This is a genomic window from Photobacterium damselae subsp. damselae (assembly GCF_038086725.1).
GTDB classification, from domain to species: domain Bacteria; phylum Pseudomonadota; class Gammaproteobacteria; order Enterobacterales; family Vibrionaceae; genus Photobacterium; species Photobacterium damselae.
Genome location: NZ_CP146970.1, coordinates 2,804,915 through 2,822,949 on the forward strand (window position 1 = coordinate 2,804,915; position 18,035 = coordinate 2,822,949).

Genomic DNA, 18,035 nt, shown 5'->3' on the forward strand with positions numbered 1-18,035 from the left:
ATTAACTCATGACACAACGCTCTATCGCTTTTATCGGCGCGGGCAATATGGCTAAATCCATTATTGCCGGACTGGTAAATAGTGGTTATGACCCAAAGAAAATTACCGTAACAGCGCCAAGTGCGACACGTCGTCAGCCATTAGCAGAAGAATACGGTGTCCAAACCAGTAGCGACAACTTTGCTAGTGCAGCTGCCGCTGATGTGGTTGTTTTAGCCGTTAAACCTCAGCTTATGGCCGAAGTGTGTAAACCGCTACAAAAGGTAGACTTTAGCAATAAACTGGTGATTTCTATTGCCGCAGGTGTTTCATCAGCTCGCCTCAACGAAATGCTCGCTTGCCAATTAAATCTGGTTCGAGTAATGCCAAATACACCGGCTCTTATTGGCCAAGGCATGAGCGGCTTATTTGCTGTTGATGGATTAGCTCAAGCTGATAAAGCTTTTGCTGAGCAGCTACTGACTGCCGTTGGTAAAGTCTGCTGGGTTAGCCAAGAAGCTGACATTAATGGCGTGATTGCCGCAGCAGGTAGTGCGCCGGCTTATTTCTTCCTATTTATGGAAGCTATGGAACAAGAAGCGATACGCCAAGGGTTTGATCCAGAAACGGCTCGCCTACTCGTTCAACAATCAGCACTAGGTGCGGCACACATGGTAGAAGCAAACCCTGCAACTTCCCTTGCCACACTGCGAGAGCAAGTAACATCGAAAGGTGGAACTACCGCAGAAGCAATTGCTACTTTTAATCAACACCAGCTCAGTGATACTGTAGCGCAAGCTATGCAAGCGGCCGTCGCTCGCGCACAAGAAATGGAACAACTGTTTTAAGGTCTTATGCTATGAACTCAATTGGCTTTCTAGTCCAAACTGTATTTAATCTTTACATCATGGTGGTGTTGCTTCGTGTCTGGCTTCAATGGTCACGAGCAGACTTCTACAATCCGTTTTCACAATTTGTCGTAAAGGCTACTCAGCCTGTTATTGCACCGCTGCGCCGAGTGATCCCATCTATTGGCTCGGTTGATATGGCAACACTGCTATTTGCTTACGTGCTTAGTGTACTTAAATTTGTTCTGCTACAGATGATTTTCACTGGCGGCAACATGCTATTTAGTCCTGACTTCCTATGGATTGGTCTACTTTCTATGATCAAAGCCGCAGGTGGTTTACTATTTTGGGTACTATTAATCCGCGCTATTATGAGCTGGGTGAGCCAAGGCCGCAGTCCAATTGAATATGTAATGCATCAATTAACTGAGCCGCTAACAGCCCCTATTCGTCGCGTTATTCCTGCAATGGGTGGTCTAGATTTAAGCGTTCTTGTGCTCTTTTTAGCTCTGCAGTTTGCAAATTACCTAATGGGTGATTTAATTGGACCTATTTGGTTCCAGCTATGAGTTGTCCAGCGTTAAGTCTTATGGGAGACGATCTTATTATTCGTCTGTATATTCAACCCAAAGCCAGCCGCGATCAGATCGTCGGTATTCATGGTGAAGAGTTGAAAATCGCCATTACCGCACCACCGGTAGACGGAAAAGCGAATGCCCATTTGACCAAGTACTTATCAAAACAATTTAAAGTTGCTAAGGGTCATATCGTTATCGAAAAAGGCGAATTAGGTCGCCATAAACAAGTTCGAGTCGAAAGTCCAAGAGAGATGCCAGCCATAATAACTGAGCTTCTCAATAGCTAGATAAGTCACTTACCGCTATCTTACAAAAGCGAATCCCCACCTTGGGCATTCGCTTTTTTATTTGTATCATACCCATTCAATCGACATAACAAGGCTACCCCATGAGCAAACTAGTATTAGCAACGGGAAATCAAGGTAAAGTAAAAGAGATGGCCGATCTGCTGTCTGATTTTGGTTTCGATGTTGTGGCCCAAAGTGATTTTAATGTCTCTTCTGTGGCTGAAACCGGTACGACATTTATTGAAAATGCCATCATTAAAGCGCGTCACGCCGCTAAAGAGACCGGGCTTCCAGCCATTGCAGATGATTCAGGTTTAGAGGTTGACTACCTGCAAGGTGCTCCTGGTATTTATTCTGCACGCTATGCTGGTGAAGATGCCTCTGATAGTGCCAATATCGATAAGCTATTAGTTGCGATGGAGAATGTGCCAGAAGACCAACGCACCGCTCGATTCCACTGCGTATTAGTGATGATGCGCCATGAAAACGATCCAACCCCTTTAGTTTGTCATGGTCGTTGGGAAGGTCGTATTCTTACAGAACGTCTGGGTGAAAATGGTTTTGGTTACGATCCTATTTTCTGGGTACCAGAAGATCAGTGTTCATCAGCTCAACTAGAGCCTGCCCGTAAAAAGCAATTATCTCATCGCGGACAAGCACTACAGCAGTTATTTGCCGCTCTTAAGGACGCCTAATGTTAATACCACCACCGCTCAGTTTGTATGTCCATATTCCATGGTGCGTGCAAAAGTGTCCTTATTGTGACTTTAACTCTCACGCCCTAAAAGCTGAGATCCCAGAGCTCGATTATATTGATGCCTTACTCGATGATCTCAGCACCGATCTCCTTGCTTACCATTTAGAGCATGGCGAACGAAAACTACATTCGATCTTTATCGGTGGTGGTACACCAAGCTTGATCTCACCGGAGGAAATTGCTCGATTACTCCAAGGGATCGAAGCTCGCATTCCTTTTAGTGATGATATTGAAATTACGATGGAAGCCAATCCAGGTACAGTTGAAGCTGGGCGTTTCCAAGCTTATCAACAAGCTGGCGTTAACCGGATCTCAATTGGAATCCAAAGTTTTCAAGATGAGAAATTAAAACGTTTAGGTCGAATTCACGGCGCTCAAGAAGCGATTACAGCGGCAAAACTGGCAGCAGAAGCCGGACTCAATAGCTTTAATATTGATCTTATGCATGGCCTACCCGATCAAAGTATCAATGATGCTTTAGCCGATCTTGCTCAAGCCATTGGGCTAAATCCGCCACATTTATCTTGGTATCAACTGACTATTGAGCCCAACACCCTATTTTATTCTCAACCGCCAACACTGCCTGATGATGATGATCTATGGGATATCTTCGAGCAAGGCCATAAAATGCTCACCGATGCGGGCTACGTTCAGTATGAGATTTCAGGCTATAGCAAACCAGGCAAGCAGTGTCAGCATAATCTTAACTACTGGCGTTTTGGTGACTATTTAGGGATTGGGTGTGGCTCTCACGGCAAAATCAGCTTTGACGATGGACGTATCGTTCGTACCGTAAAAGTGAAGCATCCCCGTGGTTATTTAAATCCAGAAAAGGCCTATCTTGACCAAGAAACCGTAGTCGCTAATGACGAGCGTCCTTTTGAGTTCTTTATGAACCGTTTTCGTTTATTAGAAGCTTGTCCAAAGCAAGATTTTGTAGCGCGAACTGGCTTACCATTAACCCACATTCAAGGGGCTATAGAGTGGGCTTTGGCGCAAAATTATCTCACCGAAAGCGATACTCATTGGCAGATCACAGAGCATGGCAAACTATTCTTAAATGATCTTTTAGCAGCCTTTGTTGAAGATGATGAGTAATACTGCACGCTAGAACAAAGTAACAAATAAAAAGGCGAATCACCGTTCGCCTTTTTAATCAATCAAACCCAATTATAGAACTTGAACACTTTGCCACTGTTTAAGGGCTGGAATTAATTGCTGGATCTTATGCTCTTGCGCTTGTCTTTGCAGTCCAATATCACAGATTTTTTGATCTATCACTTGGCTACGCGACAATACATACGGCAGATCTTGCGCAATCAGATGATGATATTCACTCAATACCTGTTGCTGCTGTGAATTTAACTGAACCGGATGTACATCAAAGTATAAATGACCTTGTTCGGTGATCGAAAAAGACCCATTTCCGCCCTGCAGATTCACCCTTCCATCTTGCAAAGATATCTCATTTTGCCACTCAATTTGGCAAGGCTGAGCTTGTAACCATTTAGGAAACATCAAAATCGCAATGATTCCAATCTGAACGACGATGGCTTTTAGCGCAATAAATAACATGTCATACCCCTTATCATTATGGGCATGACAACCACAAATGCCCGATTAGAAAATAGAACGACCTGCACGCTCAGCAAACATCTCCAGTACTGCAGTCCCTGCTAAAGAGTTGCCCGAGTGATCCAATTCAGGAGACCACACAGCGACAGTCATCTCTCCAGGTACCACTGCAATAATCCCGCCACCTACGCCAGATTTACCAGGCATTCCTACTCGATAAGCAAATTCGCCAGCACCATCATAAAGCCCACAGGTTGCAAGTAATGCGTTCATCTGCTTACATTGAGTTTGGCTTATAATTCCCTGTTCTGCACCTAACGGTACCCCTTTATTGGCTAAATAACTAAAGGTTCGCGCCAAATCGACACAACTCATTTTAAGAGCACAATAGCTAAAATAGTTGGTTAAAACTGGCATTACTTCGTTGCTAAAATTACCAAAAGATCGCATTAAATATGCAATTGAGGCGTTACGATCACTGTGCTGCATCTCTGAACTGGCAACGATCTTGTCATAGATAATCGTCGGGTTTTGCGACAATTGACGCACCAGTTCAAGCATTCGATATTGAGGTGCTGATAATCGACTATGCAGCAAATCAGACACAATCAAGGCACCAGCATTAATGAATGGATTACGTGGAATGCCATTTTCTAATTCAAGCTGGATCATTGAATTAAAAGCATGACCTGAAGGCTCTTTACCCACTCGGGTCCAAATTTCTTCAGGCTCATACAAGGTCATTGCCAAAGTAAGTGCTAATACTTTAGAAATAGACTGAATCGAAAATCCTTCTTGGCTATCACCGGCTTCGATGATCTCACCATCGTTGTAACAAACCGCAATACCAAGTTTACTGGCCGGAACATTAGCAAGAGCTGGAATATAGTCGGCGACTTTTCCCTGGCCGATTAGCGGTCTTGCTTCATCTAAGATTTCATTCAGTAGCGCTTGAGTTGGCTTCATTGCATTTCTCCAAGGACAAAAAAGCCAACACTAAGGCTGGCTTTTCGTTAATTCTTGCTCTAACACAGCTAACGTTATATTCCCATACGAGATATCACGCAACCGTAATTTCGGCTAATTATTCTGTACGTGCGTACTTCATATCCCACACGCCGTGACCTAAACGGTGACCACGTGCTTCAAATTTAGTTAGCGGACGATCTTCTGGACGCTCAATGTATGGACCATCAGTCGCCGTGTTACGGTAACCTGGTGCAGCATCCATAACTTCAACCATATGTTCTGCGTAGTTTTCCCAGTCTGTTGCCATATGGAAAATACCACCAATTTTTAATTTGCTACGGATCATTTGAGCAAACTCTGGCTGTACGATACGGCGCTTATGGTGACGCGCTTTATGCCATGGGTCAGGGAAGAACAGTTGCAGTGTATCTAAGCTTTGCTCAGGTAGCATGTGTTCAAACACTTCAACTGCATCGTGGCACATTACGCGTAGGTTAGTTAAACCTTCTGCTTCTGCAGCCATTAGACATGCGCCAACACCTGGGCTATGTACTTCGATACCGATAAAGTTTTTCTCTGGTGCGTTTTTCGCCATCTCAACTAGCGATGCACCCATACCAAAACCAATTTCCAATACTACTGGTGCTTCACGACCGAACACTTCTTTTAAGTCTAGTAGCTCAGGTGCAAAGTCAATACCCATAGTAGACCAGTTATTCTCAAGAGCAGCTTCTTGCCCTTTAGTTAAACGGCCTTCACGACGAACAAAGCTACGAATCTTACGCTTTACTTTGCCATCATCGGTTAAATCCATCATGGTAACTTCACCAGACTTCTTTGTATCTTCGCACATGCTTTTACTATCCACACTAAAAAGAAATGAAGCGGCATTATCCAAAGTTACGGGCTAAGTGCAACCCCATCGATTGCGAAACAACCAACTTTATGATGCAATTTGGTCCCAGAACCTACAATAAATACCGACAAGAAAGCCTCAGTACCAACTGAGTCTTTCCATCATAGATAAGCCTTGCACGAATCGCAAAGTAAAGTGAGCCCCATGAGTCATAACTTCTCCACTGCCATTTTAACTTGGTACGATAAATTTGGTCGTAAAACCCTACCTTGGCAGCAAAATAAAACGCCATATAAAGTTTGGCTGTCTGAGATCATGTTGCAGCAAACCCAAGTCGCAACGGTTATCCCGTATTTCGAACGATTTATGGTGCACTTTCCTACCGTTCAAGATTTAGCTCAAGCCCCACAAGATGAGGTGCTTCACCTTTGGACAGGGTTAGGTTATTACGCCCGTGCCCGTAATTTACATAAAGCGGCCCAAGTAATTGTTGAGCAATATAATGGCATTTTCCCCACCGATATCGACCAAGTACAAGCTTTACCAGGTATCGGTCGTTCAACAGCGGGAGCCGTTTTATCGCTATCACTAAAACAACATCACCCCATTTTAGATGGCAATGTAAAACGTACCCTATCTCGCTGTTATGGTATTGAGGGTTGGCCTGGGCAAAAAGCCGTAGAAAATAAGTTATGGCAAATTGCCGAACAAAATACACCAAGCGATGGAGTTGAGCGCTATAACCAAGCCATGATGGATATGGGCGCAATGATTTGTACTCGCAGTAAACCCAAGTGCGAGTTATGTCCTGTTGCTGATATGTGTGTAGCAAAAGCGCAAGGTCGCCAAACCGATTTCCCGGGGAAAAAGCCCAAAACCACCAAACCAGAAAAGCAAGCGTGGTTCGCCATTATTCAATGTGGTGATAAAGTTTGGCTTGAACAACGACCACAAAGCGGTATTTGGGGCGGATTGTGGTGCTTCCCACAGCAAGATCATGAAGATCTAACCCCATTAATCGAATCTAGATTAGGCATGACTCTCGCACAGTTAGATGCTGATGGCATGGTTAAAAAAGAGCAACTAACCGCTTTTCGCCACACATTTAGTCACTATCATCTCGATATCATTCCTGTGCTCTTTACGATCCAACACCAGCCCAATTTGATCCGAGAAAATGGCCAATGGTATAGCCTCACTCACCCAGCTAAAGTGGGATTAGCCGCTCCAGTTCAGAAGATTTTGGACAGTTTAAGCTACGATTTGCCTCGATAACCCAATTAACTACGACGCTATAGTGAGCACCCAGTTTTCGCTATAGCCCATCGAACCTGACTCTGGTATAACTAGCATTATAAATACCAGATGTAGCATGTAAGGAATATCTTATGAGCCGTACTGTTTTCTGTACTCGTTTACAAAAAGAAGCCGATGGTTTGGATTTTCAATTTTACCCAGGTGAAATTGGTAAACGCATTTTTGATAATATCTCTAAAGAAGCATGGGCTCAGTGGCAAGCAAAACAAACCATGCTCATTAATGAGAAAAAGTTAAACATGATGAATCCAGAGCATCGTCAGCTGCTTGAAACAGAAATGGTTAACTTTTTGTTTGAAGGTAAAGACGTCGTTATCGATGGATACACCCCACCAAGCGAATAAATAATCAATAAAACGAGTTAATTCACTTATAACCAGTGATAAAATTAACTCGTTTTTTCGTTAGTCACTTAAGAACATGAAAAATCACCCGAGATATTTTCAGCGATTAAGTCAGTAATTGTTTAGTTTCTCAGCAACCAAATGAAAATCTGATTTTTTTCGAAAAAAAGGTTGACGAAAGGCCAGAAAATCCGTTTAATAGCGCTCCGTTGCCTCGATAGCTCAGTCGGTAGAGCAGGGGATTGAAAATCCCCGTGTCGGTGGTTCGATTCCGCCTCGAGGCACCATTACTTCCCTTTCGAAGTGATGTGTGATGCAACAAACTATTCCTCCTTAGTTCAGTCGGTAGAACGGCGGACTGTTAATCCGTATGTCGCTGGTTCAAGTCCAGCAGGAGGAGCCAAATTTGATTTTGTGATATCTCATTTGAGTATCTTGAAATCCACGAATTTTGTGCCGACTTAGCTCAGTAGGTAGAGCAACTGACTTGTAATCAGTAGGTCACCAGTTCGACTCCGGTAGTCGGCACCATTATTCTTCTTACTCTTGTAGTAAGAGCAAAATAGAGGACTTACCTCCCCTATTTTTGCCTCGATAGCTCAGTCGGTAGAGCAGGGGATTGAAAATCCCCGTGTCGGTGGTTCGATTCCGCCTCGAGGCACCACTATTCCTCCTTAGTTCAGTCGGTAGAACGGCGGACTGTTAATCCGTATGTCGCTGGTTCAAGTCCAGCAGGAGGAGCCACATTTGATTTTATGATATCTCATTTGAGTATCTTGAAATCCACGAATTTTGTGCCGACTTAGCTCAGTAGGTAGAGCAACTGACTTGTAATCAGTAGGTCACCAGTTCGACTCCGGTAGTCGGCACCATTATTCTTCTTACTCTTGTAGTAAGAGCAAAATAGAGGACTTACCTCCCCTATTTTTGCCTCGATAGCTCAGTCGGTAGAGCAGGGGATTGAAAATCCCCGTGTCGGTGGTTCGATTCCGCCTCGAGGCACCACTATTCCTCCTTAGTTCAGTCGGTAGAACGGCGGACTGTTAATCCGTATGTCGCTGGTTCAAGTCCAGCAGGAGGAGCCACATTCGATTTTATGATGTCTCATTTGAGTATCTTGAAATCTACAGATTTAGTGCCGACTTAGCTCAGTAGGTAGAGCAACTGACTTGTAATCAGTAGGTCACCAGTTCGACTCCGGTAGTCGGCACCATCTATTAAGAAACCTCATCATCTGATGAGGTTTTTTTTCATCTCAGCAAAATCCATTATGATGGTATATCCAAAATTACAGGGAAATATCAGTGCGAGCGAGATAACAATTACGGTGCTATCATACTCATCACCCACCCCATTGCTTCAAGCGACCTCTCAATTTAAATCTATATTGTTAAGCTAAGCTTCTAATTTCAGTACGTATTTGCAAACTGTCACCATCATTTATTCATCATAGACAACAGCTATGAACCTAACGACTTTACTCTGTTCTTTATTACTTATCTTAAATTCAACGGTAAGTAGGGCATTCTCGACTGAGATAAACATAGAAACGGATACCTTAAATCGCCATCAACTCCCCTCGCCCCCTTTGGCTCAACCGACCTACGGCCTGGAGTTCTTAGAGCCTAACTCCTTAGATCATAGTAATTCAGATCATGGCTACTTAATTGCCAGCAAACTCCAAACTTTTGCAGGAGATCGAATCTGGTTTCAAGTTCATAATTATTATCAGCAAGAAGTCATTTTTACTGAGTTAATTTTAACGGAGGATAATCACTTACCTGAGGTTTGGGGAGTAACATTGATCCGGCTGCTTCAACAGCAATACAGTCCATGGCTGACTATCCGCTCTTTTTCTCAACATGATGCAGCCAGCAATATCTATCAGGCCAAATTAATCCTTCCCGATCCATTTTACTCTTGGACTCTTTCGATTCATTAGCGACAGATAGGGCAATCTTTCTGCTTTTCGAGTTCAATAAAACAGACATTAAAAGCTCCCCGCCCAGTTATTTAACTGAGTTACGACTCTCAAAATAGATTTCTATTAGACTCTTTTTTCTATCCATCACCCGGCCTTAACGAAATCGGCTAAAAACTGGAAATAAAACACCCTATTTTCGATTAAATCCACCCTATAAAATCTCTTACAAATAAGGTTAACATTTTCAAATAGCAGTAATAAATCACGCAATTAAGTTTAAAATTCCAGCAAAAAGAGCAAAAAAACAAGCATTGAATTTTTTTTTCAAAAAAACCGTTGACGAAAAGACGGAAAACCTTTTTAATGCGCCTCGTTGCCTCGATAGCTCAGTCGGTAGAGCAGGGGATTGAAAATCCCCGTGTCGGTGGTTCGATTCCGCCTCGAGGCACCATTACTTCCCTTTCGAAGTGATGTGTGATGCAACAAACTATTCCTCCTTAGTTCAGTCGGTAGAACGGCGGACTGTTAATCCGTATGTCGCTGGTTCAAGTCCAGCAGGAGGAGCCAAATTTGATTTTGTGATATCTCATTTGAGTATCTTGAAATCCACGAATTTTGTGCCGACTTAGCTCAGTAGGTAGAGCAACTGACTTGTAATCAGTAGGTCACCAGTTCGACTCCGGTAGTCGGCACCATTATTCTTCTTACTCTTGTAGTAAGAGCAAAATAGAGGACTTACCTCCCCTATTTTTGCCTCGATAGCTCAGTCGGTAGAGCAGGGGATTGAAAATCCCCGTGTCGGTGGTTCGATTCCGCCTCGAGGCACCACTATTCCTCCTTAGTTCAGTCGGTAGAACGGCGGACTGTTAATCCGTATGTCGCTGGTTCAAGTCCAGCAGGAGGAGCCACATTTGATTTTATGATATCTCATTTGAGTATCTTGAAATCCACGAATTTTGTGCCGACTTAGCTCAGTAGGTAGAGCAACTGACTTGTAATCAGTAGGTCACCAGTTCGACTCCGGTAGTCGGCACCATTATTCTTCTTACTCTTGTAGTAAGAGCAAAATAGAGGACTTACCTCCCCTATTTTTGCCTCGATAGCTCAGTCGGTAGAGCAGGGGATTGAAAATCCCCGTGTCGGTGGTTCGATTCCGCCTCGAGGCACCACTATTCCTCCTTAGTTCAGTCGGTAGAACGGCGGACTGTTAATCCGTATGTCGCTGGTTCAAGTCCAGCAGGAGGAGCCACATTCGATTTTGTGATATCTCATTTGAGTGTCTTGAAATCTACAGATTTAGTGCCGACTTAGCTCAGTAGGTAGAGCAACTGACTTGTAATCAGTAGGTCACCAGTTCGACTCCGGTAGTCGGCACCATCTATTAAGAAACCTCATCATCTGATGAGGTTTTTTTTCATCTCAATAAAATCAATCCCCTACTCCATCACTCAATATTTACTACGCTACGTCCTTCAATATTTGTTTCCGTAGTAACGGTCCATCCCCGATGTGATTTTAGAGCTAGCCTTAGCAGACTCAGTACATCGCCCTATCCTTACGATACTGAAGATAAAAAAAATCCCCAGCATATTTCTATACTGAGGACCTCATTGACTCAATTAACGCGCAAATATTAATTTGCAAACATATTCTGAATCCATGCGGCAGGTTGCTTGCTGCCACCACCTAGGCACGCAGCTTTCAAACTGCCATTTTTATCCCACGCAGGAAGTGACACATTACCACCACAATCAAAACGTAATGTACCATTACTTAAGCGTTGATACTTCACCGTACGGATTTGTTGAGGCCAGGGTAAACGCAATGGCTCTGGTTTACGGCGTGTTAAATACTCACCATAAATACGCAGCGCTCCACTTGAGCCAGTTAAACGCACCGATTTGTTATCATCACGTCCAACCCAGATCGCGACCACTTCTCGTCCATCGGCCCCGGCAAACCAACTATCACGAGATTTATCCGTAGTACCAGTCTTACCCGCAAGTGAGGCATAGCCAAATTTACTCTGGAGATAGCGAGCTGTCCCTTCACTCACAACCCGCTTCATGGCATAGGTTGTAAGCCAAGCGGCCTGTAATGGCACTACCTGTTGATATTTAGGCACATGCTGATACACCACCTTCCCTTCTTTTGTCATCACAGCACGTAACGCAGATAACGGCGCTCGTTTTCCGCCACTGGTAATACTTTGGAACATCTGGGTCACTTCAAGCGGCGTTAAAGTAAATGAGCCCAAAAGAATCGATGGCACATGAGGTACTTCATCTGGATTCACGCCAAGTTCGCTTAATGTATGAATGACGTCTTTTAAGCCCACTTGCAAACCTAGATTCACTGTCGGTACGTTAAGAGATTTAGCTAAAGCCAAATACAGCGGTACAGCACCTCGGTATTTACGATCATAGTTACGAGGTTTCCAGTTATCCCCATTACTACCTCGCAGTACAATCGGCTTATCATCTAAAGTCGTTGCTAGGGTATAGCGATTCGGTTGACGCAGAGCAGAGAGATAAACCGCCGGCTTAACCAATGAGCCAATTTGACGACTTGCATCTAAAGCTCGGTTAAAACCAGCATATCCGGTGCGACTTCCTCCGATCATGGCACGGATCTCACCACTCATTCGATCTGCAGCCACCATAGCAGTTTCCACTTGCATCCCAGCTCGTTTATTTAGCTGCGGCACCATAGCCTCAACGGCATCTTCAGCATCTTGCTGGGAAACCGGATCTAAGGTACTAAAAATCTTCAAGCCATAACCTAATTGGTAAATATCACCAACACTGTCTCTTAGCTCTCGACGTAATAAATCAAAGTAAGCGGGCTGACGAGTGGCTATCTGTGGTGCTTTTTGTACTCCCAGCGGCTTGGACGCAGCAAGCTCATACTCTTGACCTGAGATAATGTCATTATCCATCAATAATCGTAGAACGAGGTCTCGGCGCTCTCTAGTACGCTCAGGGTGTCGCCAAGGGTTAAATTGTGATGGCCCTTTAACCATACCCACCAGCATAGCCAACTGCTCTGGTGCTAGCTCTTGTACTGGGCGACCAAAATAAAGTCGAGCACCTAACGCAAAACCATGGACCTCTTTGCCACCATTTTGCCCCATGTACACCTCATTTAAATACGCTTCTAAGATGCGATCTTTGCTATAGCGATAATCTAAAATTACGGCAATATACGCTTCTCGGATCTTACGCCATAAGCTTCGTTCACGACTTAGGAATAGGTTCTTTGCTAACTGCTGAGTTAAGGTACTGCCTCCTTGAACGGTTCGCCCTGCCCTTAGATTGACAAACAGAGCACGAGCAATCGCCATTGGAGAGACACCATCATGCTCATAAAAATCACGATCCTCGGTCGTAATTAAAGCCTGGCTTAATAACTTAGGAAATTGGTTTAATGGCAGGAACATACGCTGTTCATCGCTGGTAGCACCCAGCATACCAAGCATTTTGGGCTCTAAACGAACATAACCCAATTTGCGGTTATTGCTCATATCAACAATTGAGCTAATTTCACTGCCACTAAAATTAATTTTTACGTGACGGCGCCCTTCTTTTCCGGTTGGGAAATCAAAAGCACGACGAATAAACTCAATAGAATGGCTAGATGCGGCATACTCACCAATTTGACTTGGCTGAGCAACTTTATGGTACTGCAACACATCCAATTCGCGTTTTAAGGCAGGAAGAGAGAGCGTAAGTCCTGGCTCAAGAGTAAGTACTCGACCATAAACAACTGAAGGTAACTGCCATGTTTGACCGTCCATTTTGCTGCGTACCACATTATCAAGATAAATACCGATAACTAGCAAAATAGCCAATACAACTAGACCAATTTTAAAAGCAAGCCAAGCCAGTTTTTTCTGCCAAGTTGATACTTTTGCGGTTTTCGCTTTCTTCTTTTTTGATGAGGTTTTCTTACTTGGTGCTTTTTTTACTGCCGGCTTCTTTTCTGCCGTTTTTTTCGGTTCAGGCTTTTTTGCAGGCGCTTTCTTGGCTGGCGGTTTTCGGGTAGGCGTTTTTTTATCTTCACTCTCATCGCCCGTTTTTTTTCGGCGTGAGCTGGGTCTTTGGGCGCACTTTCGTTGAGAAAGAGACTGATTGTGAGCGCTAATATGGCTTATATTGGCAGGCAACTTAGTCATCATCCATCACTATTTGATTATCTAATTATCGATTCCTAAATACCATGATACCTGATTATGAATCCTGTTCATATATACAGGTATCATGGTTTGCGACAATTGACGCGAATCGATAACTCAAACCAGTGGGGAAATAGCTCAGCATAACGCCTGATATCTATTATTTATCTCAGTTATTAAATCCTTAAAGCTGGCGTTTAGTCTTTCGGGTTGGAATATGACTTGCTGGATCATCAGGCCACGGGTGTTTGGGATAGCGCCCTTTCATCTCTTTTTGTACCTCACGGTAAGAGCCTTGCCAAAAGGCCGCTAAGTCTTGAGTAATTTGTAACGGCCTTTGTGCAGGCGATAACAGCTCTAGCACCAATCGAACTTGACCATTAGCAATCGCAGGAGATGTTGGTTCGCCAAACATCTCTTGCAGTTTAACCGCAAGAACAGGCGGCTGATGTAACTCATAACGCAAACGAATATTCGATCCCGTTGGCACCTGATAGTGAGTAGGCAACCATAGGTTAAGTTGTTGCATCGCTTCCCAACCAATATACGCCTCTAGTGCTGCGACCAGATTAAGTTTGGCTAAAGCCTTAAAAGAATTTATGCCCTGTAGGTAAGGCGCTAACCACTGATCTAGGCCTTGTAATAAGCCATTATCACAGAGATCTGGTAAAGTCAGGTTAAGATTCCAATGCTGAGCATTTCGCGCTCGTACCAATAGATTTTGACTGGCTTCATTCCACGGCAGACAACTTAGCCCTTTACGGCGCACTGCATTTAGTAACGCTTCAGCCGTCTGATCGGCACTCGGTTCAGGTAACGCTTTTGTACTCACAATTAACTGACCACAATAGAGACGCTCTTCTGCGGTTAATCGCCCTTTTTTCTCATCCCAATCTAACCAAGATTTACGTTCAAACAGATAAGGCAAGTATTGCTCTAATAGCGCAATATCCGCAGCCACTGCGCTAAATATTCGACTATCACCTTGTTGTGTTCGCACTAAATCTGCCACCACTAAATAATCATTACCAGCAAGCTTCTCATCGTCATTAATCATGGCTCCTTGTCCATTTGCTAATCCATAACGGCCTAATTGAGCACGTGCTTTAGCAATGCGATCGGGATAACCGGCAGCAAGAATAACCGCTATCAGTTCAGGGTGGATCTGGCCTGGCTTGATCTTGTGGCCAAACTTAGTTGCGTACTGCTGAGCTCGTTGCAAATAGCTGCCTCCTTGAGTCAGTTTTTTTTCGTCCAGCAGATTAAGTGCAAAAGCTAAGTCTGGATTATTCACCCCTTTAGGTGGATTTTCTAGCAATGCCACTAATAGAGCTGCCGTTGCTACACCATGGTCATACCCTTGCTCAGTCAGTTGCTCGCCTTGCAATAGCATCAATCCATGACGAGGATCGGTCCCAAGTTGATAGAGTCGTTGTCCTAACTCGGTCAACTGTCTATCTATCTGACAAAGCCCAAGACGTGACAACAACTGATACGCCGCTTGCATGGATGATTTAGGCGGGAGAGTGAGCCATTTCAGGTCGCTGATATCACGACATCCCCACTGAGCTAATTCCAGCGCCAATGAGGTTAAATCAGCTCGTTGAATCTCAGGGATAGGTACAATAGGTTGACGACTTAATTGTTCTTCACTGTAAAGACGCACACAGATTCCAGGTTCTAATCGTCCTGCTCGACCAGCTCGTTGTTCTGCCGATGATTGGGCAATTTTGACCAATTCTAATCGGCTAATACCGCTACGACCGTCCCATTGTGCAATGCGCTCTAAGCCACAGTCGATGACTAACCGTATGCCTTCAATGGTTAAACTGGTTTCTGCAATATTGGTCGCCAGTACTACTTTTCGCTGCCCTTGTGCCGTTGGCATTATGGCTTGTTGCTGGGCAGATAAACTCTGTTGACCATATAAAGGAGCAATCACAACATTAGTACCAAGATCGTGCTGCTGTAATAGCTCCTCAACCCGTTTGATTTCACCAACGCCAGGCAAAAATACTAATATAGAGCCCGTTTCCGTTCGTAGCAGTTGCAGGATGGCTTTACTGCACTGCTCGGTCAAATCACGAATATTTCGCAGAGACTGATAACGGTACTCTATTGGATAGCAACGACCTTGAGACTCAATATAATGGGCCTCAGGCAGTAAATTTTGTAGTGCTTGTTGGTCTAAGGTTGCCGACATCAATAAGATCTTCAAATCATCTCGCAACGCTTCTTGAACTTCCAAAGCCAGAGCAAGTGCGGTATCGGCATGAATACTACGCTCATGAAACTCATCAAAAATCAGTAGCTCAATGCCATTAAGCTCAGGATCTTGCTGAAGCATCTTGGTCATCACTCCTTCAGTTACAATCTCTAACTGAGTTTGGCTGCTAACCTTATTTTCACCTCGCATGCGCAATCCCACCGTTTGGCCAACCTCTTCACCTAATTGAGTTGCCAAATAGCGAGCGATATTACGAGCCGCCAAACGTCTAGGTTCCAGCAAAATTATCTTTCCTGAACACTTTTCTGAACAAAATGCCGTTCTAAGCAAATGCAGCGGTAATTGCGTCGATTTACCTGCCCCTGGAGGCGCTTTTAAGATAAGTTGGGAGCCAGATTGCAATGCGTTTGTAATATCTGCTAATACTGCATCAATAGGAAGTTGAACCACAGCGGAGCCTTTTAATCATTAAATACGCCACTATTGTAACGGGCTTGGGATAAAACTTGCAGCCTCATCAAAAACGAACAGACCACAAAAACATCTTATTTTGTGTATATTTTTTGCTTATTAATGGCACCATTTGCAAAACCTATGGTCTGAATGCTGTTCAAAATAGCAGAAAACATGACAGATTCGCTATATTTGTACGTAAAACAAACAAAGAGGTTCTATGAAGTTTGCAAAACCACTACAACCTGCCACCCTCATTAAACGCTATAAACGTTTTTTAGCCGATGTGTCCTTACCAGATGGCCGTGAAATCACGATTCATTGCGCAAATACAGGGGCCATGACCGGTTGTGCGGAACCAGGAAGTACGGTTTGGTATTCCACCTCCGATAACCCAAAGCGTAAGTATCCCAACAGTTGGGAGCTCACTTACACTCAGCAAGGAAATTGGATCTGTGTAAATACCGCCCAAGCAAACCGTTTGGTAGAAGAAGCGATTAATAATCAAATCATTCCTGAACTCGCAGGCTACAGCACCCTGCGTACAGAAGTGAAATATGGCAGTGAAAACAGCCGAATTGATATCCTACTGCAAGATGAAGCGAAAGCGGATTGCTATATCGAAGTCAAAAGTGTCACATTGTTAGCAGAGCATGGGCAAGGTCTATTCCCTGATGCTGTGACGACTCGTGGTCAAAAACACCTTCGAGAATTGATGGAGATGGCACAACAAGGACACCGAGCTGTGCTTTTTTTCGCTATTTTGCATTCAGGGATTGAAAATGTCGCTATCGCACACCATATAGACCCGAACTATTACCATTTACTTAAACAGGCGGAACAGGCAGGCGTCGAGATCATCTGTTATCAAGCAAGTATTGCTACAGATGAAATGGCAATCAATAAACGGCTACAATTTCACCATTCAAACTGAAAAATGTTGAATTCTTCACATTGGTGTAAAATTGAAGATAAGCTGTAATTGCCACCAAAGAACCTTTCTGCTATAGATACCGCCCATTTTTAACCAGTGACGGTTATTAGGTATATTAGGAGATGCTATATGCCAGAGAGCAACGTTAAAAAATCACTAGGCATCCTGGCTATTGCTGGGGTACAACCTTACCAAGAAAAAGCAGGCGAAGAGTACATGGGTGAGGCTCAACTTGAGCACTTCCGTAAGATTCTCGATGCTTGGCGTAACCAGCTACGTGAAGAAGTTGGCCGCACAGTAAACCACATGCAGGACGAAGCCGCGAACTTCCCAGATCCTGTAGACCGCGCAGCGCAGGAAGAAGAGTTCAGCTTAGAACTTCGTAACCGCGACCGCGAGCGTAAGCTAATCAAGAAAATCGAAAAAACACTTCAGCGTATCGAAGATGATGATTTCGGCTTCTGTGATTCATGTGGTATCGAAATCGGTATTCGTCGTCTTGAAGCTCGCCCAACAGCAGAACTTTGCATTGACTGTAAAACTCTCGCTGAGCTAAAAGAAAAACAGATGGCTGGTTAATCCTTAACAAGGTATTATGCAGCAGCAAGAAAGAGGGAGCAGAGTGCTCCCTCTTTCTTTTGTCTCTATTTATGGCAATTGAAACCCAATTACGACATTAGAGACTCTTTATTATCGGATAGGCTGTTAATGATAGTTGCAGATCCATTGCACCCATATTCTTGACACCAAACTGATTAGCTTTCTGCTTAAGTGGGCTAATCAGTTTGGTTGCCCTATTCGATCCATTAACCG

General features: G+C 43.9%; 15 protein-coding genes and 18 tRNA genes. 28 read left to right on the forward strand and 5 right to left on the reverse strand.

Translation table 11 applies throughout. From position 1 onward, the window contains the following. Nucleotides 1–8 precede the first annotated feature (8 nt). From proC to hemW, 5 genes are all read left to right on the forward strand, one after another. Nucleotides 9–827, forward strand: coding sequence for a pyrroline-5-carboxylate reductase (proC, locus tag WAX86_RS12735; protein WP_005297684.1), 819 nt, complete (start codon nt 9–11; stop codon nt 825–827). Between the two features lie 11 nt (nt 828–838). Then, nucleotides 839–1,396, forward strand: a complete 558-nt coding sequence (locus tag WAX86_RS12740) for a YggT family protein (RefSeq protein ID WP_005297682.1) — start codon at nt 839–841, stop codon at nt 1,394–1,396. Beyond that, nucleotides 1,393–1,692 carry a DUF167 family protein YggU gene (gene yggU / locus WAX86_RS12745; RefSeq protein ID WP_036763214.1) on the forward strand — a complete coding sequence of 100 codons (300 nt, stop codon included), beginning with the start codon at nt 1,393–1,395 and terminating at the stop codon, nt 1,690–1,692. Before WAX86_RS12740 ends, yggU begins: the two co-directional genes overlap by 4 nt. Nucleotides 1,693–1,793: 101 nt before the next feature. Next, nucleotides 1,794–2,387: an XTP/dITP diphosphatase gene (locus WAX86_RS12750; protein ID WP_044174415.1), complete on the forward strand. Its 594-nt coding sequence runs from the start codon at nt 1,794–1,796 to the stop codon at nt 2,385–2,387. Beyond that, complete coding sequence (gene hemW / locus WAX86_RS12755; RefSeq protein WP_341488876.1) at nt 2,387–3,547, forward strand: radical SAM family heme chaperone HemW; 1,161 nt, start codon at nt 2,387–2,389, stop codon at nt 3,545–3,547. The genes WAX86_RS12750 and hemW overlap by 1 nt, the downstream gene beginning before the upstream one ends. A 72-nt stretch (nt 3,548–3,619) precedes the next feature. Here the strand turns inward: hemW and WAX86_RS12760 are convergent, their stop codons facing one another. From WAX86_RS12760 to trmB, 3 genes are all read right to left on the reverse strand, one after another. After that, on the reverse strand, nt 3,620–4,024 hold the full coding sequence (locus WAX86_RS12760) for a DUF2884 family protein (protein ID WP_050787742.1): 405 nt from the start codon (nt 4,022–4,024) through the stop codon (nt 3,620–3,622). A 45-nt stretch (nt 4,025–4,069) separates the two neighbouring features. Continuing rightward, nucleotides 4,070–4,990: a glutaminase B gene (glsB, locus tag WAX86_RS12765; RefSeq protein ID WP_065170687.1), complete on the reverse strand. Its 921-nt coding sequence runs from the start codon at nt 4,988–4,990 to the stop codon at nt 4,070–4,072. Between the two features lie 118 nt (nt 4,991–5,108). Further along, nucleotides 5,109–5,846, reverse strand: a complete 738-nt coding sequence (trmB, locus tag WAX86_RS12770; protein WP_005297673.1) for a tRNA (guanosine(46)-N7)-methyltransferase TrmB — start codon at nt 5,844–5,846, stop codon at nt 5,109–5,111. Between the two features lie 207 nt (nt 5,847–6,053). Between trmB and mutY the strand changes: the two genes are divergently transcribed. The 21 genes from mutY (at nt 6,054) to WAX86_RS12875 (ending at nt 10,811) form a co-directional block, all read left to right on the forward strand. Continuing rightward, nucleotides 6,054–7,124: an A/G-specific adenine glycosylase gene (gene mutY, locus WAX86_RS12775; protein WP_341488877.1), complete on the forward strand. Its 1,071-nt coding sequence runs from the start codon at nt 6,054–6,056 to the stop codon at nt 7,122–7,124. Between the two features lie 113 nt (nt 7,125–7,237). Beyond that, the gene (locus tag WAX86_RS12780) at nt 7,238–7,510 is read left to right on the forward strand and encodes an oxidative damage protection protein (RefSeq protein WP_005297669.1); all 273 of its coding nucleotides are present in this window, start codon (nt 7,238–7,240) and stop codon (nt 7,508–7,510) included. 211 nt (nt 7,511–7,721) lie between these two features. Continuing rightward, nucleotides 7,722–7,797: transfer RNA gene (locus WAX86_RS12785), tRNA-Phe, on the forward strand. 40 nt (nt 7,798–7,837) lie between these two features. Further along, nucleotides 7,838–7,913 (forward strand) — tRNA-Asn (locus WAX86_RS12790). 52 nt (nt 7,914–7,965) lie between these two features. Then, nucleotides 7,966–8,041: transfer RNA gene (locus WAX86_RS12795), tRNA-Thr, on the forward strand. Nucleotides 8,042–8,098: 57 nt separating this feature from the next. After that, a tRNA-Phe gene (locus tag WAX86_RS12800) sits at nt 8,099–8,174 on the forward strand. Nucleotides 8,175–8,178: 4 nt separating this feature from the next. Continuing rightward, nucleotides 8,179–8,254 (forward strand) — tRNA-Asn (locus tag WAX86_RS12805). Nucleotides 8,255–8,306: 52 nt separating this feature from the next. Beyond that, nucleotides 8,307–8,382, forward strand: a tRNA-Thr gene (locus WAX86_RS12810). A gap of 57 nt (nt 8,383–8,439) precedes the next feature. Continuing rightward, nucleotides 8,440–8,515 (forward strand) — tRNA-Phe (locus WAX86_RS12815). A 4-nt stretch (nt 8,516–8,519) separates the two neighbouring features. Continuing rightward, a tRNA-Asn gene (locus WAX86_RS12820) sits at nt 8,520–8,595 on the forward strand. 52 nt (nt 8,596–8,647) lie between these two features. Continuing rightward, nucleotides 8,648–8,723, forward strand: a tRNA-Thr gene (locus tag WAX86_RS12825). Nucleotides 8,724–8,972: 249 nt separating this feature from the next. Beyond that, complete coding sequence (locus WAX86_RS12830; RefSeq protein ID WP_341488878.1) at nt 8,973–9,452, forward strand: hypothetical protein; 480 nt, start codon at nt 8,973–8,975, stop codon at nt 9,450–9,452. A 357-nt stretch (nt 9,453–9,809) separates the two neighbouring features. Then, nucleotides 9,810–9,885, forward strand: a tRNA-Phe gene (locus WAX86_RS12835). 40 nt (nt 9,886–9,925) lie between these two features. Continuing rightward, a tRNA-Asn gene (locus WAX86_RS12840) sits at nt 9,926–10,001 on the forward strand. A gap of 52 nt (nt 10,002–10,053) precedes the next feature. Continuing rightward, nucleotides 10,054–10,129: transfer RNA gene (locus WAX86_RS12845), tRNA-Thr, on the forward strand. A gap of 57 nt (nt 10,130–10,186) precedes the next feature. Beyond that, nucleotides 10,187–10,262 (forward strand) — tRNA-Phe (locus tag WAX86_RS12850). Between the two features lie 4 nt (nt 10,263–10,266). Then, nucleotides 10,267–10,342: transfer RNA gene (locus WAX86_RS12855), tRNA-Asn, on the forward strand. A 52-nt stretch (nt 10,343–10,394) separates the two neighbouring features. Next, nucleotides 10,395–10,470 (forward strand) — tRNA-Thr (locus WAX86_RS12860). Nucleotides 10,471–10,527: 57 nt separating this feature from the next. Further along, a tRNA-Phe gene (locus WAX86_RS12865) sits at nt 10,528–10,603 on the forward strand. Between the two features lie 4 nt (nt 10,604–10,607). Further along, nucleotides 10,608–10,683, forward strand: a tRNA-Asn gene (locus WAX86_RS12870). 52 nt (nt 10,684–10,735) lie between these two features. Then, a tRNA-Thr gene (locus WAX86_RS12875) sits at nt 10,736–10,811 on the forward strand. Between the two features lie 256 nt (nt 10,812–11,067). Here the strand turns inward: WAX86_RS12875 and mrcB are convergent. Both mrcB and hrpB read right to left on the reverse strand, forming a co-directional pair. Next, on the reverse strand, nt 11,068–13,611 hold the full coding sequence (mrcB, locus tag WAX86_RS12880; protein WP_341488879.1) for a penicillin-binding protein 1B: 2,544 nt from the start codon (nt 13,609–13,611) through the stop codon (nt 11,068–11,070). A gap of 181 nt (nt 13,612–13,792) precedes the next feature. Beyond that, on the reverse strand, nt 13,793–16,285 hold the full coding sequence (hrpB, locus tag WAX86_RS12885; RefSeq protein WP_341488880.1) for an ATP-dependent helicase HrpB: 2,493 nt from the start codon (nt 16,283–16,285) through the stop codon (nt 13,793–13,795). A 223-nt stretch (nt 16,286–16,508) separates the two neighbouring features. Here hrpB and sfsA point away from each other — a divergent pair, with 223 nt between their 5' ends. Both sfsA and dksA read left to right on the forward strand, forming a co-directional pair. Further along, nucleotides 16,509–17,222: a DNA/RNA nuclease SfsA gene (gene sfsA / locus WAX86_RS12890; protein WP_341488881.1), complete on the forward strand. Its 714-nt coding sequence runs from the start codon at nt 16,509–16,511 to the stop codon at nt 17,220–17,222. 129 nt (nt 17,223–17,351) lie between these two features. After that, nucleotides 17,352–17,801: an RNA polymerase-binding protein DksA gene (gene dksA, locus WAX86_RS12895; RefSeq protein ID WP_005297660.1), complete on the forward strand. Its 450-nt coding sequence runs from the start codon at nt 17,352–17,354 to the stop codon at nt 17,799–17,801. The last annotated feature ends 234 nt before the right edge of the window (nt 17,802–18,035 follow it).

What these genes read in the sequence shown, in the direction of transcription:
- proC (WP_005297684.1), top strand. Translation starts at nt 9, where the DNA reads ATGACACAACGCTCTATCGCTTTTATCGGCGCGGGCAATATGGCTAAA.
- WAX86_RS12740 (WP_005297682.1), top strand. Translation starts at nt 839, where the DNA reads ATGAACTCAATTGGCTTTCTAGTCCAAACTGTATTTAATCTTTACATC.
- yggU (WP_036763214.1), top strand. Translation starts at nt 1,393, where the DNA reads ATGAGTTGTCCAGCGTTAAGTCTTATGGGAGACGATCTTATTATTCGT.
- WAX86_RS12750 (WP_044174415.1), top strand. Translation starts at nt 1,794, where the DNA reads ATGAGCAAACTAGTATTAGCAACGGGAAATCAAGGTAAAGTAAAAGAG.
- hemW (WP_341488876.1), top strand. Translation starts at nt 2,387, where the DNA reads ATGTTAATACCACCACCGCTCAGTTTGTATGTCCATATTCCATGGTGC.
- WAX86_RS12760 (WP_050787742.1), bottom strand. Translation starts at nt 4,024, where the DNA reads ATGTTATTTATTGCGCTAAAAGCCATCGTCGTTCAGATTGGAATCATT.
- glsB (WP_065170687.1), bottom strand. Translation starts at nt 4,990, where the DNA reads ATGAAGCCAACTCAAGCGCTACTGAATGAAATCTTAGATGAAGCAAGA.
- trmB (WP_005297673.1), bottom strand. Translation starts at nt 5,846, where the DNA reads ATGTGCGAAGATACAAAGAAGTCTGGTGAAGTTACCATGATGGATTTA.
- mutY (WP_341488877.1), top strand. Translation starts at nt 6,054, where the DNA reads ATGAGTCATAACTTCTCCACTGCCATTTTAACTTGGTACGATAAATTT.
- WAX86_RS12780 (WP_005297669.1), top strand. Translation starts at nt 7,238, where the DNA reads ATGAGCCGTACTGTTTTCTGTACTCGTTTACAAAAAGAAGCCGATGGT.
- WAX86_RS12830 (WP_341488878.1), top strand. Translation starts at nt 8,973, where the DNA reads ATGAACCTAACGACTTTACTCTGTTCTTTATTACTTATCTTAAATTCA.
- mrcB (WP_341488879.1), bottom strand. Translation starts at nt 13,611, where the DNA reads ATGATGACTAAGTTGCCTGCCAATATAAGCCATATTAGCGCTCACAAT.
- sfsA (WP_341488881.1), top strand. Translation starts at nt 16,509, where the DNA reads ATGAAGTTTGCAAAACCACTACAACCTGCCACCCTCATTAAACGCTAT.
- dksA (WP_005297660.1), top strand. Translation starts at nt 17,352, where the DNA reads ATGCCAGAGAGCAACGTTAAAAAATCACTAGGCATCCTGGCTATTGCT.